Source organism: Amycolatopsis sp. cg9, from assembly GCF_041346945.1.
Taxonomy (GTDB): Bacteria; Actinomycetota; Actinomycetes; order Mycobacteriales; family Pseudonocardiaceae; genus Amycolatopsis.
The window spans coordinates 5,486,199-5,502,904 of the sequence record NZ_CP166850.1; the positions used below are offsets into that span (position 1 = coordinate 5,486,199).

At 74.0% G+C, this 16,706-nt stretch carries 15 protein-coding genes; 9 read left to right on the forward strand and 6 right to left on the reverse strand.

Features of this window, described 5'->3' with window-relative positions:
- The first annotated feature begins 126 nt into the window (after positions 1-126).
- Positions 127-1,005: an FAD-dependent oxidoreductase gene (locus AB5J73_RS26220; RefSeq protein ID WP_370961324.1), complete on the forward strand. Its 879-nt coding sequence runs from the start codon at positions 127-129 to the stop codon at positions 1,003-1,005.
- On the opposite strand, the gene AB5J73_RS26225 is transcribed toward AB5J73_RS26220, so the two are convergent.
- Both AB5J73_RS26225 and rocD read right to left on the reverse strand, forming a co-directional pair.
- The gene (locus AB5J73_RS26225) at positions 994-2,352 is read right to left on the reverse strand and encodes a DUF2252 domain-containing protein (protein ID WP_370961325.1); all 1,359 of its coding nucleotides are present in this window, start codon (positions 2,350-2,352) and stop codon (positions 994-996) included. The genes AB5J73_RS26220 and AB5J73_RS26225 overlap by 12 nt on opposite strands.
- A gap of 81 nt (positions 2,353-2,433) precedes the next feature.
- Complete coding sequence (gene rocD / locus AB5J73_RS26230) at positions 2,434-3,666, reverse strand: ornithine--oxo-acid transaminase (protein ID WP_370961326.1); 1,233 nt, start codon at positions 3,664-3,666, stop codon at positions 2,434-2,436.
- Between the two features lie 161 nt (positions 3,667-3,827).
- Here rocD and AB5J73_RS26235 point away from each other — a divergent pair, with 161 nt between their 5' ends.
- The 4 genes from AB5J73_RS26235 to AB5J73_RS26250 are packed head-to-tail and all read left to right on the forward strand — an operon-like array spanning position 3,828 to position 8,185.
- Positions 3,828-4,679: a PPK2 family polyphosphate kinase gene (locus AB5J73_RS26235; protein ID WP_370961327.1), complete on the forward strand. Its 852-nt coding sequence runs from the start codon at positions 3,828-3,830 to the stop codon at positions 4,677-4,679.
- Between the two features lie 20 nt (positions 4,680-4,699).
- Positions 4,700-6,805 (forward strand): prolyl oligopeptidase family serine peptidase, encoded by a 2,106-nt coding sequence (locus tag AB5J73_RS26240; protein ID WP_370961328.1) that lies wholly within the window; start codon positions 4,700-4,702, stop codon positions 6,803-6,805.
- Complete coding sequence (locus AB5J73_RS26245; RefSeq protein ID WP_370961329.1) at positions 6,802-7,752, forward strand: LLM class F420-dependent oxidoreductase; 951 nt, start codon at positions 6,802-6,804, stop codon at positions 7,750-7,752. Before AB5J73_RS26240 ends, AB5J73_RS26245 begins: the two co-directional genes overlap by 4 nt.
- A gap of 55 nt (positions 7,753-7,807) precedes the next feature.
- A complete protein-coding gene (locus tag AB5J73_RS26250) occupies positions 7,808-8,185 on the forward strand; it encodes a hypothetical protein (RefSeq protein WP_370961330.1) in 378 nt (125 codons plus the stop codon).
- Here AB5J73_RS26250 and crcB read toward each other — a convergent pair.
- Genes crcB through AB5J73_RS26265 form a run of 3 tightly spaced genes read right to left on the reverse strand, consistent with a single transcriptional unit; the run spans position 8,182 to position 9,292 of the window.
- Entirely contained in the window at positions 8,182-8,556 is a 375-nt protein-coding gene (gene crcB / locus AB5J73_RS26255) for a fluoride efflux transporter CrcB (protein WP_370961331.1), read from the reverse strand. The two genes, AB5J73_RS26250 and crcB, sit on opposite strands and share 4 nt — an antisense overlap.
- A complete protein-coding gene (locus tag AB5J73_RS26260) occupies positions 8,553-8,885 on the reverse strand; it encodes a DUF190 domain-containing protein (protein ID WP_160701646.1) in 333 nt (110 codons plus the stop codon). Before AB5J73_RS26260 ends, crcB begins: the two co-directional genes overlap by 4 nt.
- A complete protein-coding gene (locus AB5J73_RS26265; RefSeq protein ID WP_370961332.1) occupies positions 8,885-9,292 on the reverse strand; it encodes a CrcB family protein in 408 nt (135 codons plus the stop codon). Before AB5J73_RS26265 ends, AB5J73_RS26260 begins: the two co-directional genes overlap by 1 nt.
- 142 nt (positions 9,293-9,434) lie before the next feature.
- On the opposite strand from AB5J73_RS26265, the gene AB5J73_RS26270 reads away from it, so the two are divergent.
- Genes AB5J73_RS26270 through AB5J73_RS26285 form a run of 4 tightly spaced genes read left to right on the forward strand, consistent with a single transcriptional unit; the run spans position 9,435 to position 15,257 of the window.
- Positions 9,435-10,955, forward strand: coding sequence for an aspartate aminotransferase family protein (locus AB5J73_RS26270; RefSeq protein ID WP_370961333.1), 1,521 nt, complete (start codon positions 9,435-9,437; stop codon positions 10,953-10,955).
- Positions 10,952-12,229, forward strand: coding sequence for a lysine N(6)-hydroxylase/L-ornithine N(5)-oxygenase family protein (locus tag AB5J73_RS26275; protein WP_370961335.1), 1,278 nt, complete (start codon positions 10,952-10,954; stop codon positions 12,227-12,229). The genes AB5J73_RS26270 and AB5J73_RS26275 overlap by 4 nt, the downstream gene beginning before the upstream one ends.
- Positions 12,226-13,956 (forward strand): IucA/IucC family siderophore biosynthesis protein, encoded by a 1,731-nt coding sequence (locus AB5J73_RS26280; RefSeq protein WP_370961336.1) that lies wholly within the window; start codon positions 12,226-12,228, stop codon positions 13,954-13,956. The genes AB5J73_RS26275 and AB5J73_RS26280 overlap by 4 nt, the downstream gene beginning before the upstream one ends.
- Positions 13,953-15,257 carry a glutamine synthetase gene (locus AB5J73_RS26285; protein ID WP_370973337.1) on the forward strand — a complete coding sequence of 435 codons (1,305 nt, stop codon included), beginning with the start codon at positions 13,953-13,955 and terminating at the stop codon, positions 15,255-15,257. The genes AB5J73_RS26280 and AB5J73_RS26285 overlap by 4 nt, the downstream gene beginning before the upstream one ends.
- A gap of 6 nt (positions 15,258-15,263) precedes the next feature.
- On the opposite strand, the gene AB5J73_RS26290 is transcribed toward AB5J73_RS26285, so the two are convergent.
- Entirely contained in the window at positions 15,264-16,652 is a 1,389-nt protein-coding gene (locus AB5J73_RS26290; RefSeq protein ID WP_370961338.1) for an FAD-binding oxidoreductase, read from the reverse strand.
- Positions 16,653-16,706: the final 54 nt, after the last annotated feature.

Here is a 16,706-nt window from a genome sequence, read left to right on the forward strand (position 1 = left end):
GCCGGTCGTTCTCGCCGGCGTGAGGGTGGTCGCGCTCCCACGGCCGGGGCCGATCGTCCTCACCCGCGCGAGGGTGGTCGCGCCCCCGTGGGGCCGGCGGGGGCGCGGGTGCGTCACGATGCGGGGATGCGGGTGACAGTCGCCGGGGCCGGGATCGTGGGGCTCAGCTGCGCGTACCGGCTGGCCGAAGCCGGGCACGAAACCACCGTCGTCGCGGCCGCGCCGCCGGGGGAAACGACCTCCGCCGTCGCCGGTGGGGTGCTCTACCCGCCGGTGCGGCGGCCGGACGAGCGGATCGTGCGCTGGACCGCCGAGACCCTCGCGGTGCTCCGCGAGCAGCACGCGCCGGGGGTGCGGTTCCGCCGCGGCCGGGTCGTGCTGGCCCCGGGCACCCCGGACCCGGGGTGGCTCCCGGCCATGGGGGACCCCGTCCGCGACGGCGACCGGCTGGAGTTCACCACGGCGCTGGTCGACACCCCCGGCTACCTGGACTGGCTCCTGGGCCGCGTGCGCGCGCTGGGCGTGCGCGTCGAGTACCGGGAGCTGACCTCCCTCGCCGGCCTCGGCCCGGTCGTCAACGCGGCGGGGCTCGGCGCGGGCCGGCTGGCGGGGGACGGCTCGATGGTGCCCGTGGGCGGGCAGGTCGTGCACCTGACCGACCCGGGCCTGCCGGGGTTCGCGGTCGACGAGACCGGCCCCGGCGTGACCTACGTCATCCCGCACGGCACCCACGTGGTGTGCGGCGGCACGGAGGAACCGGGTCGCGGCGACACCGAGCCGAACCCGGGCGTGACGGCCGACATCGTGCGCCGCTGCCGCGCACTGGAACCGCGGCTGGCGGGCGCGGAAGTCCTGCGCTCCCGGGTCGGGCTGCGCCCGTTCCGGCGCGAGGTGCGGCTGGAGCGGGACGGCGACGTCGTGCACTGCTACGGCCACGGCGGTTCGGGCATCACCCTGGCCTGGGGCTGCGCGGCGGACGTCGCCGGCCTCGTCTCAGCTGCCTGAGAACTCGGCGTGGTCGGCCTCGGTCCGGTCGGCGTAGCGGACGGCGTACGCGCCCATCGCCTCGTCGAGCTCGGAGTCGTCGGCGAAGTACCCCGCCAGGAGCTTCGGGTGCAGCGACCGCGTGTGCGCGCGGGCCAGCAGCGCCCCGGCCAGGCGGCCGTAGTCGTCGAGGTGGTCCTTCTCGAGCTCCGACGGGTCGATGTCGCCCTTGAGGTTCCGGAACTGCCGGACGATGAACGGCACGCCGTCGATGGTGGTCCAGCCCAGGAGGATGTCGGTTTCGGCCTGGACGAGCCGGGCACCGTCGACGATGCGCTGCCCTTCGTGGTCCGCCGCGGGCAGGCCGAGGTAGGGCGCCAGTGCCGGCGGTTGCGCCTGTTTCACCTGCAGCACCAGATCTTCCTCGTCGTTGCCGTGCAGCAGGGCGACGTAGCTGCGCAGCCCGACGCTGCCGGTGCCGACCACCCGGAAGGCGACGTCGGCGAGCCGGTAGCGCGCGATCAGCGTCCGCCGCGACTCGCGCAGGGTGTCCACATAGGACACCAGGCCGGCGGCGACGGCTTCGGCGGTCTTCTCGTCGACGTGCGTCAGCACCGGCGGGTCTTCGACGAACCGGTGGCGTGCGAGGCCGGTCTCGTGGTCGTCGACGCGTTCGGTCCACTTCGCCACGACCTTGGCGCTGGTGTTTTTGCGGGCCTTCTCGGCGGCGTCGGCGAAGTCGTCGATGAGCTCGTCCGCGCGGGCCTTCGACAGCACCGAGGAGTCCGGCAGGGCGTTCCACGACCGCAGGAACGGCAGGTCGGCCAGCGCGCGGATGGTCCGGCGGTAGGACTTCACGGCGTCTTCGGCGGCTTCGCGGCAGCCGGCCTCACCGATGCCGCCCTCGCGGCCGGCGAGCACCAGGCTGGCGGCGAGCCGCTTGAGGTCCCACTCCCACGGGCCCGGCACGGTCTCGTCGAAGTCGTTGATGTCCATCACGATCTTGCCTTCGGGTGTGCCGTAGAGCCCGAAGTTCGCCGCGTGCGCGTCCCCGCAGAGCTGCGCGGTGAGCCCGGCCGACGGCGTGCCGGCGAGGTCGGCCCCCATCAGCCCGGCGGCACCGCGGAAGAACGTGAACGGCGACGCGCGCATGCGTTCCCGCCGGAGCTCGGCCAGCTCGGGCAGCCGCCCGGCGTTGCTCGCCTCGAAGTACTGCGCCGGCGTCGGCCGGTCCGCCCCCGCGGCTTCGTGGTCGTGCACCGCGGCCGGTGTCTTCTCCCGGAGCCGTTTGCCCTGCTCGTACAGCTCGGCCGGCGTCCCACCACCGGCGCCGACGAGCGGCCGTTCCACCCATTCCCCTGATCCCATACCCGGCACAACGTCCGAAGGGGACGTTGTGCTCCCGGATGCCGCCGGGGCGGGAGGCACAGCCGGCGGCATCCGGGTGGTTCAGGGGCGGACGACCCCGGCGATCGCGTCGATGCCGCGGTCCAGCTCTTCGCGGGTGATCACCAGCGGCGGGGCGACGCGCAGCGTGCGCTCGTGCGTCTCCTTGCACAGCACGCCCCGCGCCGACAGCGCCTGCGAAGCTTCCCGGCCGGACGGGCCGCCGGGGGCGATGTCGATGCCCGCCCACAGGCCGCGGCCGCGGACCTCGGCCAGCCCGTGGCCGATCAGCTCGGTCAGCCGCGCGTGCAGGTGGGCGCCCAGCTCGGTGGAGCGCTGCTGGAACTCGCCGGTCTTCAGCAGGCGGACCACCGCGCGGCCGACCGCGCAGGCCAGCGGGTTGCCGCCGAACGTCGAGCCGTGCTCGCCCGGCTTCAGCACGCCCAGCACGTCGCGGCGGCCGACCACCGCGGACACCGGCAGGATGCCGCCGCCGAGGGCCTTGCCGAGGGTGTACACGTCGGCGCGGACGCCCTCGTGGTCCAGCGCCAGCACGGTGCCGGTGCGGGCCAGGCCGGACTGGATCTCGTCGGCGATCAGCAGCACGCCGTGCTCGTCGCACGCGGAGCGGACCTCGGCGAAGTAGCCCTCCGGCGGCACGATGACTCCGGCCTCGCCCTGCACCGGCTCCAGGAGCACGGCGGCGGTGCGCGGGGTGATCGCGTCGCGCAGCGCGGCGGCGTCGCCGTACTTCACCGTGACGAAGCCGGGCGTGAACGGGCCGAAGTCGGCGCGCGCGGTCTCGTCGGTCGAAAATGACACGATCGTGGTGGTCCGGCCGTGGAAGTTCGAGCCGGCGACGATGATCTCGGCGGTGCCGTCCGGCACGCCCTTGACCTGGTGCGCCCACTTCCGGGCGACCTTCACCGCGGACTCGACGGCCTCGGCGCCGGAGTTCATCGGCAGCACCAGCTCGGTGCCGGTCAGCTCGGCCAGCTCCCGGCAGAACAGGCCCAGCTGGTCGTGGTGGAACGCGCGCGAGGTCAGCGTGACGCGGCCGAGCTGCTCGACGGCGGCGGCGACCAGGTCCGGGTGGCGGTGGCCGAAGTTCAGGGCCGAGTACCCGGAAAGGAAGTCGAGGTAGGACTTGCCCTCGACGTCGGTCACCGAGGCACCGGCGGCTTCGGCGATCACGACGGGCAGCGGGTGGTAGTTGTGCGTGCTCCAGCGCTCGTCGAGCTCGATGAAGCTCGCTGCGGAGGGGGCGGCGGTCTCCCGGCCGGCGAACGTCGTCATGCGTTCAGGTTAAAGGCAGGACACGCAGAATTCAGCCGGGAATCGTTGCTTTCACCCGTTGTTCGTTGCGCACTTCCGGGCGTCGACCCCCGAAACGCTGCGGGCGGCAGGCCGGGACTCTTCGCCAGGAAAGCCGCGGCCTGAGCAGGTAGTTTCGCGGGATGGCGAAGAACGACGCAGGAAGCCGGGTCCGGGACGCGTTGCGCATCGACGGGGAGCTGCCGGACCCGGGCTCGACGCCGGTCGGCCCCGGCAAGAAGCCCAAGGCCCTCGCCAAGCTGGACGGTGCGGGCGAGCGGCTGTCCGGGCTGCAGGAGTCGCTCTACGCCGAGGGCGCCGGCGGCGGCACCCGCAGCGTCCTGCTCGTGCTGCAGGGCATGGACACCTCCGGCAAGGGCGGCACCGTGTCGCACGTGCTCGGCCTGGTCAACCCGATGGGCGTCCGCTACGCCGGGTTCAAGGCGCCGACGGCCGCCGAGCGACGGCACCACTACCTCTGGCGGATCCGCAAGCAGCTGCCGTCGGCCGGGCAGATCGGCGTCTTCGACCGCTCGCACTACGAGGACATCCTGGTCCCGCGCGTGACCGGGCTGCTCACCGCGGCCGAGCGGCGCCGCCGCTACACCGAGATCAACGCCTTCGAGAAGGAGCTGGCCGACGCGGGCACGACCGTCGTCAAGGTGTTCCTGCACCTCTCGCCGGAAGAGCAGCTCAAGCGGCTGAAGGCCCGGCTGGAGACCCCCGAGAAGCACTGGAAGTACAACCCCGGCGACCTCGAAGCGCGTTCGCACTGGCCCGCCTACCAGGAGGCCTACGCGGACATCTTCAAGCGCACCTCGACCGGCGGCGCGCCCTGGTACGCGGTGCCCGCCGACCACAAGTGGTACCGCAACTGGGCGGTCGCCGAGCTGCTCATCGAGACCCTCGCCGAGCTGAAGCCGCGGTTCCCGGAGCCGGACTACGACGTCGACGCGGAGCTGGCGAAGCTGAAGGGTGTTGGCGTCCCGTCGTGATCGTCTGAAAGAGTGCGGGCGTGACCGATGTCGACGACCTCCCGTTCCTCCGCAAGCAGGCCCGTACCCAGCGCTTCACCCTCGGCGCGCCGAAGGAGTTCCGGGTCGCCCCGGACGGCTCCCGCGTGCTGTTCCTGCGCGCGGAGTCGGGCACCGACCCCCGGCACAGCCTCTGGGCGGCCGACCTGGCGACCGGCACCGAGACCAAGCTCGTCGACGCCGCCGAGCTGCTGCCCGGCGAGGAGGAGCTGCCCGCCGAGGAGCGGGCGCGGCGTGAGCGGGCCCGCGAGACCGGCGGCGGTGTCGTGCACTACGGCGTCGACGCGGCCTTCACCGTCGCGGTGTTCTCGCTTTCGGGCAAGCTCTACACCCTGGACCTCGCGTCCGGCGAGGTGACGCTGCGCGTCGACGGTTCGGTCATCGACCCGCGGCCCAGCCCGGCCGGCACGCACGTCGCCTACGTCCAGGACCGGCGGCTGCACGTGCTGGAGCTGGCCACCGGCGCCGACCGCGTGCTCGTCGAAGAGGACGGCGAAGACATCGCCTGGGGCCTGGCCGAGTTCATCGCGGCCGAGGAGATGGACCGCACCCGGGGCTACTGGTGGGCCCCGGACGGCCGCAGCGTCCTGGCCGAGCGCTCGGACCGCGGCCCGGTGCCGCGCTGGACCATCGCCGACCCCGCCAACCCGCAGCACCCGGCGAACGTCGTCGCCTACCCGGCCGCGGGCACCACGAACGCGCTCGTGTCGCTGGCGGTGCTCGGCCTGGACGGCTCCCGCGTCGACGTCGAGCCGGGGGAGTGGGAGTACCTGGCCTCGGTGCACTGGTCGGCGGGCGGCGCGCCGCTGCTCGCCGTCCAGCCGCGCGACCAGAAGCGCATGGACGTCCTCGCGCTCGACGTCGCCGACGGCTCGACGTCGGTCGTGCACACCGCGGCCGACCAGCACTGGATCGACATCGTCGGCGGGGTCCCGGCGTGGACGCCGGACGGCCGCCTGGTCACCGAAGGCATGGTGGACGGCGACCACCGGCTGTTCGTCGGCGGCGAGGCCGTCACCCCGGCCGGGCTGCAGCTGCGCGCGGTGCTCGACGTCGGCGAGGAGATCCTCTTCAGCGCGTCCGAGGCCGACCCGACGCAGATCCACGTCTTCCGGACCGAGGGCGCTTCGGTGCGGCGCCTGTCCACTGTGGACGGCGTGCACCACGGCTCCGGGTCGGCGTCGGTCACGGTGCTCTCGTCGTGGAGCCTGGAGCACAGCGGGCCGCGCGTTTCGGTGCTGCGGGACGGCTCGCCGGTGGCGACGATTGCCGTGTCCACTGTGGACCCGGACATCGTGCCGAACCTGACCTGGCTGACGCTGGGCGAGCGCGGCCTGCGCGCGGCCCTGCTGCTGCCGCGCGGCTACGAGCCGAGCGAAGGCAAGCTGCCGGTGCTGCTCGACCCGTACGGCGGGCCGCACGCCCAGCGCGTGCTGCAGAGCCGCAACGCGTTCCTGACCTCGCAGTGGCTGGCCGACCAGGGCTTCGCGGTGCTCGTCGCGGACGGCCGCGGCACGCCCGGGCGCGGCGCGGTGTGGGAGCGCGAGATCCACGGCCGCCTCGCCGACGTCACGCTGGCCGACCAGGTGGACGCCGTGCAGGCGGCGGCCGCGCAGTTCCCGGAGCTGGACCTCGAGCGGGTGGCCATCCGCGGCTGGTCCTACGGCGGGTACCTGTCGGCGCTCGCGGTGCTGCGGCGCCCCGACGTGTTCCACGCGGCGGTCGCGGGCGCGCCGGTCACCGACTGGTCGCTGTACGACACGCACTACACCGAGCGCTACCTCGGCACGCCGCAGGACGAGCCGGAAAGCTACGCGCACAACTCGCTGATCGAGAGCGCCGCCGAGCTGAGCCGCGCGCTGCTCATCGTGCACGGGCTGGCCGACGACAACGTCTTCGTCGCCCACGCCCTGCGGCTGTCGTCGGCGCTGCTGGCGAAGGGGCGCCCGCACGTCTTCCTGCCGCTGGCGGGCGCCACCCACATGACGCCGCAGGCCGAAGAGGTCGCGGAGAACCTGATGCGCACGCAGGTGGACTGGCTGCTGCGCGAGCTTTCCGCCGTCGCCGTCGACAAGGAGAACGCATGACTCGCTGGGGCCTCACGATCCCGCTGACCGGGGTGCCGCTGGCCGCGCACCGCGAGCTGGTGGAGCAGCTGCCGGACCTGGGTTACACCGACGCGTGGACCGCGGAAACGGCGGGCACGGACGCCTTCACACCGCTCGTGCTCGCCTCGCAGTGGGCGCCCCAGCTGCGGCTGGGCACGGCGATCGTGCCGGTGTACACCCGCGGCCCGGGCCTGCTGGCGATGCAGGCGGCGACGGTCGCGGAGCTGGCCCCCGGCCGGTTCGTCCTCGGCATCGGCGCGTCGTCCCCGGTGATCGTCTCCAACTGGAACGCGGCCGCGTTCGAAGAGCCGTTCGCGCGCTCGCGGGACACGCTGCGCTTCCTGCGTTCGGCGCTGGCGGGGGAGAAGGTCAGCGAAAAGTACGACACGTTCGCCGTCTCGAAGTTCCGCCTGGAGCGCCCGGCCGACCCGCCGCCGTCGATCATGCTGGCCGCCCTGCGCCCGGGCATGCTGCGCCTGGCGGCCCGCGAGGCGGACGGCGCGATCACCAACTGGCTGGCGGCTTCGGACGTGCCCAAGGTCCGGTCGGTGCTCGGCCCGGACGCCGAACTGGCGGCCCGCATCTTCGTCTGCCCGACGGAGGACGCCGACGCGGCGCGCGGCCTGGGCCGGATGCTGATCTCGAGCTACCTGACGGTCCCGGTGTACGCGGCGTTCCACGACTGGCTCGGCCGCGGTGAGGCGCTGGCCCCGATGCACGAAGCGTGGGCGGCGGGGGACCGGCAGAAGGCGAACCAGGTGATCCCGGATTCGGTGGTGGACGAGCTGGTGATCCACGGCAGCGTCGAGTCGTGCCGGGAGCAGGTGAAGTCCTATGTGGACAACGGGCTGACGACGCCGATCATCGCGCTGCTGCCCACGGGCGGGGACCCGTTCGAGCAGGTGCGCGGCCTGGCACCGCGCTGATATTCCGTTGCCCGTCTCCGGGGCCGGGTGTTTCCTGGCCCCGGAGGAGGGACGGATGAGACGGAAGGCGCCGCCGGAGAAGAAGCGGCTCAGCTACCGCAAGGACCGGCGCGACGCGTACGGCGAGAACGACAAGTCGTCGCGGAAGAACTTGGCGCGCAGCAAGGCGTTCGCGCGCCGGAGCAACCGGGCGCGGGAAAGCCTGGCGTTGCGCGCTGCGACGGGCACCCCGGACGAGGTCCGCGCCGAAGCGGCCGAGCTGAGGCTGCTGGGGAAACGCCGCCGGGTGAAGCGCAAGGGGCCGGACATCCCGCTCGCCGAGTACGTGGCGCGGAAGGTCGAACGCCGCGCCGAGCGGGAAGAGGGCCGGGCCGGGCGCCTGGACGCGGCGCTCGCCCGCGTGCAGCGGCGGCTGGGCCGCCCGGACCGCTAGGCGAAGACCGCGGTCGCGAGGAGCAGGCCGAGAGCGCCCGAGGCGAGGCCCGCGACCACCGTCACCACCACGTTGAGCACCGCGTACAGGCGCGTCTTCTCCAGGAACAGGCGGACCGTCTCGTAGCCGAACGTCGAGAACGTCGTCAGGCCGCCGCAGAAGCCCACCGCCACCAGCGACCGGACCGACGACGGCTCCGCGCCGTGCAGGAGCCAGCCGCTCAGGAAGCCCAGGATGAGCGAGCCCGCGATGTTGACCGTCAGCGTGCCGAAGGGGAACGGCGAATCCCGCCACGCCTGGACGCGGCGGTCGGTCAGGTAGCGCAGGATCGAGCCGGCCGCTCCGCCGAGGGCGACCAGGAGCGGCGTCACTCCGTCCGTCCCACGTGGCGGACCACCTCGACCTGGTCGAGCGTCACCAGGCCCTCGCCGATGAGCTCGTCCAGCTGCGGCAGGAACGCGCGGAGCTTCTCCTCGGCGTCGATGATCACGATGACCATCGGCAGGTCCTCCGACAGCGACAGGATCCGCGTCGTGTGGATCAGCGACGAAGCGCCGTAGCCCTCGACGCCGCGAAGCACCGAAGCGCCCGCGAGGCCGGCGTCGCGGGCCCGGCGGACGATCTCGTGGTAGAGCGGCTTGTGGTGCCAGTGGTCGTCCTCGCCGAGGTAGATCGTCAGGCGGGTGGCCGGTCCTTCCATCAGCGTCCCTTCCGGATCGCGCGGGTCGCCGTCAGCCCGGCGGTCACCGCTGCCAGGCACAGCGCCAGCGACGCCGCCACGTACAGCAGCGAACCCAGTATCCGCCCGGTCGTGGCCGCGTCGAGGGTGTCGGTCACGAACGTGGAGAACGTCGTGAAGCCGCCGAGGACGCCGACGCCGAGGAACGGCCGGAGCAGGTGGTGGGGGCGCGCGGTGGTGGTCAGGAACGCCATCAGGACGCCGATGAGCAGGCAGCCGAGCGCGTTGGTGAGCAGCGTCGCGACGGCGAACTCGCCGCGCGCGTGCGGGATCGCGACGGACAGCCCGTACCGGGACAGGCTGCCCAGCGCGCCGCCCGCGCCGATCGCGAGCAGGACGTCCCACCGGGTCGCGGGCACGCTGATCACCTCCGAGGCCGAACCTACTCCCGATGGCCGACGCGTCCCCGCCACCCGGTCGAGCATGCTGGACGGGGCCGCGTGACAGGCAGCCGTCGGTCGCCGTACTGTTGCTCAGCGTAGGCAAGGCAACCCTAAGGAAGGCGGGTACATGCGAGCAGACGGGCTGGCCGGTGGCCACGACGGCGCGGACCGGCTCGCCGAGCTGATCCCGGCGGCCCTGCGCGGCATGGCGGCGGGCGTCGCCGAACGCGGCGGCCCGATCCCGGCCGGCGGCCCGGCCGCGGTGGCGGCGGCCCTGATGGCCGAGCACGGCGAGAACGCGACGGCGGACGTGGGGTTCGACCCGGCGGGTGGCCCGGCAGCGGACGGGGCGGGACGAACCGAGTCGCCCGAGGTCACCGCGAGTGGCGCGCTCCCTCGCCACGGCGTAGGGGCCGAAGCCGCCCTCGAAGAGCTCAGCCGGCTCCTCGCCGCCGGGTCCGCCGATCCCGCCGACCCCGCCTGTGCCGCCCACCTCCACTGCCCGCCGCTCGCGGTCTCCGTGGCCGCCGATGTCGTCGCGAGTGCGCTCAACCCCTCCATGGACTCCTGGGACCAGGCGCCGGTCGCCAGTGAACTCGAACGCGAATTCACCGCCGGGATCGCCCGGTTGTGCTACCCCGGCGCGCGCGAACCCGACGCCGTCGTGACCACCGGGGGGACCGAATCGAACCTCCTCGGCCTGCTCCTCGCCCGCGAGCGCGGCACCGTCCAAGCCGTCTGCGGGGCCAACGCCCACCACAGCGTCGCGCGCGCGGCCTGGCTGCTCGGCCTGCCCGCCCCGATCGTCGTGCCGTGCGCGGGTGATCGCATGCTGCCCGGCGCGCTCGCCGAGGTCGTCTCGCCGCGGACCGTCGTCGTCGCGACCGCCGGCACCACGAACACCGGCACCCTCGACCCGCTTCCCGAGATCGCCGAAATCTGCCGTCGTGCGGGGGCCCGGCTGCACGTCGACGCCGCTTACGGGGGCACCGCCCTGTGCAGCGACGCGCTGAAGGCCAAGCTCGCCGGGCTCGACCTCGCCGATTCCGTGGCGCTCGACCTGCACAAGTTCGGCTGGCAGCCGGTCGCCGCCGGGCTCTTCGCCGCTCGGGAAGCCGCCGATCTCGCCGCGCTGACCGTGCGGGCCGAGTACCTCAACGCCGACGACGACACCGAAGCCGGGCTGCCGGACCTGCTCGGCCGGTCGATCCGGACGTCGCGGCGGCCGGACGCCTTCCGGATGGCCGTCACCGTGCGCGCGCTGGGCACCGAAGGGCTCGGCGCGCTCGTCGAACGCTGCTGCGCCACCGCGGCCGCAGTCGCGGAGGACGTCGAGCGGCACCCCGGGCTCCGGCTCTGGGGGCCGCCGGAACTGTCCACTGTGGTCCTGCGGCCGGTCGTCGCCGACGAGGCGGGCGGGGACGAGCTCGTCGCGCGGGTCCGCCGGGCGCTCCTCGAAGCCGGCACCGCCGTGATCGGCCGGGCCGCGCTGCCGACCGGGCCCGGCGGCGCGGACCAGCTGTGGCTCAAGCTGACGCTGCTGCACCCGCACGCGACCGCCGACGGCTACCGGCCGCTGCTCGACCGGATCGCCGCCACCGCGGGTGCCGAACTCGTCGCCGGCCGGGAAAGCCCGGTCGCTTCGTGAGGCGCCACCACCTCGCGGGCGTCGGGATCGGGCCGTTCAACCTCTCGCTCGCGGCGCTGGCCGACGGCGTCGACGGCCTGGACGCGGTGTTCTTCGACGCCCGCCCGGAGTTCCGCTGGCACCCCGGCCTGCTGGTCGAAGGCGCGACGCTGCAGGTGCCGTTCCTGGCCGACCTGGTGACGCTGGTCGACCCGACGAACCCGTTCTCCTTCCTCAACTACCTGCGCGACCGCGGCCGGCTGTTCCCGTTCTACTTCGCGGAGCGGTTCCACCCGCCGCGCGCCGAGTACGACGACTACGGCCGGTGGGCGGCCGCCCGGCTGCCGTCGTGCCGGTTCGGGCACGAGGTCACCGGGATCCGCTGGGCCGGGGACGCCTTCGAGCTGACGGTCGCCGGGAGCGCGCCGGTGCTCGCGGACAACGTCGTGCTCGGCGTCGGCTCGGTCCCTTCGGTGCCGGAGGCGTTGCGCGACCTCGTCGCCGACGACGCCGTCCTCGCCCTGCACTCGGCGGACTACCTGCCCCACCGGGAAAAGCTGCTCGCCGCCGCGAACGTCACGGTCGTCGGGTCCGGGCAGTCGGGTGCCGAGGTGTTCCTCGACCTCTTGCGCTCACGGTCCACTGTGGACGGCCTGCGCTGGCTCGCGCGGACCCCGGCGTTCGCGCCGATGGAGTACTCGAAGCTCGGTCTCGAGCAGTTCACCCCGGACTACACCGCGTACTTCCACGGCCTCCCGGAGGCCGTCCGCGACCGGCTGCTGCCCGCGCAGTGGCAGCTGTACAAGGGGATCGACGCCGAGACGATCGCCGCGATCCACGACGAGCTCTACCACCGCAGCATCACCGGCCCGCCGGGTGCGGTGCTGACCCCGGGGGTCGAGGTGGTCGAATCGTCCACTGTGGATAGACGGATCGAGCTGCGCGTCGTGCAGGCCCAGCAGGGGCGGGCCGGCACGCTGCGCACCGACGCCGTCGTCGCGGCCACCGGATACGCGGAGGCCCCGGTCGGGCCGCTGCTGGCCGGGCTCGGCGACGCCGTCCACCGCGACGGCCGCGGGCGCCTGGTCGTCGACGCCGGCTACCGCGTCGCCCTCGACGTGCCGGGCGCGCTGTACGTCCAGAACGCGGAACGGCACACCCACGGGCCCGGCGCCCCCGACCTCGGCCTCGGCGCCTGGCGGGCGGCCGTGATCCTCAACGCCGTGTGCGGCAAGACCGTGCACGAACTGCCCGACCGCACCGCCTTCACCACGTTCGGCCTGGAGGACAAGTGACCCTCGACGAGGCGGCCGCCTGGCGCGCGGCCGGTGCCCTGATCGCGCACAAGATGCTCGGTGAGCTGTCCTACGAGCACCTGCTGGAGCCCGTTCGGGACGGCGATTCCTACCGGCTCGAGCTGCCGGGTGCCGAATACACGTTCCGGGCCCGGCGGGGCGCGTTCGACTCCTGGACGGTCGAACCGGGCAGCGCGCGCCGCTCGGGCGAGCCGGTCACCGACCCGCGCGCCCTCGTCGTCGACGCACGGGAAGTGCTGGGGCTGAGCGGGTTGCGGCTGGCCGACGTGCTGGCCGAGCTGACCTCGACGGTCGCCAACGAGGCCGCCCGGCTGCGCCGTGCCCCGACCGCGGCCGCACTGTCCACCATGGACTACAACGTCGCCGACGGGCACCTCACCGGCCACCCGCGGCTGGTGCTGAACAAGGGCCGCGTCGGGTTCTCCGCGCACGACCGCGCCCGCTACGCGCCGGAAGCGGGCGCGGACGTCCGGCTGCGCTGGTTCGCCGTCCACCCGGACCACGCCGAGTTCCGCTGCGTCGACGGGCTGAGCCGGGACGCGCTCCTGGCCGCCGAACTCGGCGAGCAGCGGGCGGAGTTCGCCGCGAAGGCACCGGAAAACTACGTCTGGGTGCCCGTGCACCCGTGGCAGGCCGACGAAATCCTCGGCACGCTCTACGCCGCCGAGCTCGCCACCGGTGTCGTGGTCGACCTCGGGGAGAGCGCCGACGCCTACCGCGCGCACCAGACGGTCCGGACCCTGGGCAACGTGACCACGCCGGGCCGCCACGACGTCAAGACCGCGGTCTCGGTGCGCAACACGCTCGTCTACCGCGGGCTGAACTCGGCCGCGACGCTCGCCGGGCCGTCGGTGACGTCGTGGCTGCGCCGGATCAGCGCGGCCGACCCGCTGCTGAGCGAGCGGTACCGGTTCGGGCTGCTCGGCGAAGTCGCGAGCGTGTCGGTCACGCACCCGCTGTTCGGGCACCTGGAGGAACTGCCCTACCGGTTCCACGAAACGCTGGGCGCGCTCTGGCGGGAGCCGATCCGGCTCGCGGACGGGGAGCGCGCGATTTCGTTCGCCGCGCTGCCCTACCGGGGCCCCGGCGGCGGTTCGGTGCTCGCGCACCTGATCGCGGGCGGCGATCCCGTGGCGTGGCTGACGCGGCTGTTCGACCTGCTGCTCACGCCGTTGCTGCAGTGGCTGCTGCGCCACGGCGTCGGGTTCTGCCCGCACGGCCAGAACCTGGTCCTCGTCGTCGACGCCGCCGGGTTCCCCCGCCGTGTGCTGATCAAGGACTTCGCCCAGGGCGTCGACCTGCTCGACGAACAGCTGGAGAGCTACGAGTCGCTCCCGCCGGAGGCGGCCGCGGACATGCTGCGCTGGCCCGCGCACCTGCTCGCCCAGTCGCTGTTCAGCTCGGTGTTCTCCGGCCAGTTCCGGTTCTGGGCCGAGCTGCTGCTCGACGAGCTGGGCCTGCCGCGCGCGCGGTTCTGGGCGCCGGTCCGGGAGATCGCCGGGCGCTACCGGGACGAGAACCCGGACGTGGCCGCGCGGTTCGACGCGTGCCGGCTGTTCGCCCCGGACGTCGAGCGCGTGACGCTCAACCGGGAGCACCTGGCCGGCCAGGGGTTCGACAAGGTGGAGCGCGACGACGAGTTCGACGTCCGGTGGGGCCGGGTGCCGAACCCGCTGCACGCCCCGGACCCCGGCGGCGCGTGGTGACGCCGTTCGCGCGGCCGGCCGGCCCGCGTTCCCTGGCCGCGCGCCGGACGGCCGCCGCCGCGGGGACGGCCGTGCTGCGCGGGGTGCTCGCGGAGGACGGCGCGCGGCTGCTCCTGCTGGTGCCCGACCCGCACGCCCGCTTCGCCGCGGTCGAGCTGGCCGCGCCGTTCGCCGCCTCGGTCCTCGACGACGGCTACGGCGTCTGCAGCTACGTCTTCGCGTGGACACCGGACCGGGAGCCGCTCGCGGCGTCCGGCGTGCTGGGCGGGTATCTCGAGGGGTTCGGCGACCTGCGGGTGCGCCCGGACGCGGCGACGGCGATCCCGCTGGGCGAGCGGACGTGGGCGGTGGTGTGCGACGCCGAGTGGCCCTCGGGCCGGATCGCCGAGCTCGCCCCGCGCGAGGTGCTGCGCGGCCAGCTCGCGGCGCTGGAGGGGCTCGGGCTGGTGCCGTCGGTGGGCATCGAGCACGAGGTGGTGTTCGGCGACGCCGCCGGGCCGCTCACCGCGCACGGCACCGACTACGCGGTCGGCGGCACGGAACGCCTGGCACCGGTGCTTTCCGACCTCCGGTCCGCGCTGGCCGACGCCGGGCTGGGTGTCGAATCCGCGCGCGCGGAGTGTCACCCGGGGCAGTACGAGGTCGTGCTGCGCCACCGCGACGCACTGGCCGCGTGCGACGACGTGCTGCTGCAGCAGCTGATCGTGCGCCGGGTCGCGGCGCGCCACGCGGTGTCCGCGTCCTACCTGGCCGCACCCGCGCCGGGACAGGGCAATTCGGGCCACGTGCACCTGTCGCTGTCCACTGTGGACGGCTCGCCCCCGGACCTGCTCGGCGGCTTCCTGGCGGGCGTGCTGCGCGACGCGCGGGCGCTGACGGCGGTGTGGGCCCCGACGTGGAACAGCTACGTGCGGCTGCGGACGGCGCCGTTCTCCCCGCGCGAGATCCGCTGGGGCCACGACGACCGGACCGCGGCGGTGCGCGTCGCCGGGCCGCCGTCGGACCCCCGCCTGGAGTTCCGCTTCGCCGGCGCGGACGCGCAGCCGCACCTGGTGGTCGCGGCGCTGCTCGCCGCCGGGCGGTTCGGGCTGGAGGAGGGCCTGACCCCGCCGGAGCCCGGGGTCGCTTCGGGCTCGCTGGCGGGGTCGCCGTGGGAGGCGCTGCCGCTGCTGGACCGGGTGGGCGAGCTGCTGGGCGCGGACGTCGCGGCCCAGCTGGCGGCGCTGCTGACCGAGGAGATCGAGTCCGGTCTGGACTCGGTCACGGACTGGCAGCGCCGCCGCGGTTCCCTCCGTTCCTGAACGGCGTCACGCCGGGCGGATGTTCTGGTTGACGTGGAACGCGTTGTCCGGGTCGTAGCGCCGCTTCACCGCGGCCAGGCGGTCGTAGTTCCCCCGGTACGACGCCCGCACCCGGTCCTGGCCCTCCTCCATCATGAAGTTGACGTACGCCCCGCCCGCCGACGTCGGGTGCAGTTCCTCCCAGTACTCCCGCGTCCACTGGGAAATCTCCGCCGCGCGGTCCGGCGACGGGTCCACCCCGACGATCACGCCCGACCACCCGCCGGAGCGGTGCGGGAACGCCGTCGCGTCCGCCGCCACCCGGCTCGCCGCGCCGTCGATCGGGTACAGGTGCATCGACGAGTGCATCGTCGGCAAGGCCGCGCCGTGCTTGAGGTGGACGTCGATCGCCGCGTCGGAGATCTCGTGGAACACGTCCGCGCGCCAGTACCACTGCAGGCCCGCCGGGTACAGCGCGTCGAACGCGGCCTGCAGCGCGGTGTAGGGCAGCTCGTGCAGCCCCACCAGCAACGGCGAACCGAACGAGCGGATCGGGGCCAGCACCTCGTCGGCCTTGTCGTGCGGACCCGTGTAGCACCAGACGATCCCGCACGCCTTGCGGCCCCACAGCTGCTCGGGGAACGGCGGCGCGGGCGGGACGGTCAGCAGGCCGAACCAGCCGTTGACCTCCTCCGGCAGCGACGGCAGCAGCTCGCGGTACCAGCGCAGCACCTCGGGCGTGTCGGCCAGGTCGTAGAGCACCGGCCCGCCGAGCACCGAGCCGTGCTCGCCGATGTCGTGGCAGCGGAAGGTGAACGACGTGACGACGCCGAAGTTGCCGCCCCCGCCGCGCAGGGCCCAGAACAGGTCGGGGTGCGAAGACTCCGAAGCTCGCACGAACGAGCCGTCCGCGAGCACGACGTCCGCGCCGAGCAGGTTGTCGACCGTCAGGCCGAAGCGCCGGGCCAGGTAGCCGATGCCGCCGCCCAGCGTCAGGCCGGCGACGCCGGTGGACCCGACGATGCCCGACGGCGTCGCCATGCCGAAGGCGACCGTCGCGTGGTCGACGTCGCCCCAGGTGCAGCCCGCGTCGGCGCGCACGGTGTGGTTGACCGGGTCGACCGTGGTGCTGCGCAGCCCGGACAGGTCGACGACCAGCGCGCCGTCGGCGACGCCGAGGCCGCCCGCGTTGTGGCCGCCGCCGCGCACGGCGAGGTCGAGGCCCTGCTCGCGGCCGTAGCGGACGCAGGCGATGACGTCGGCGGCGTCGCGGCAGTAGGCGATCGCCGCCGGCCGCTTGTCGATCATGGCGTTGTAGACGGCGCGGGCTTCGTCGTAGCCCGGGTCCGCCGGCGTGACGAGGTCGCCGCGCAGGGTGGTGGCCAGTGCTTCGTGCGGCAACGCGGTGGTGGTCATGGTGCCCCTCTCGGATTTCCCGGTTCGAGGCGAACGTAGGCACGCGGCGTTCGC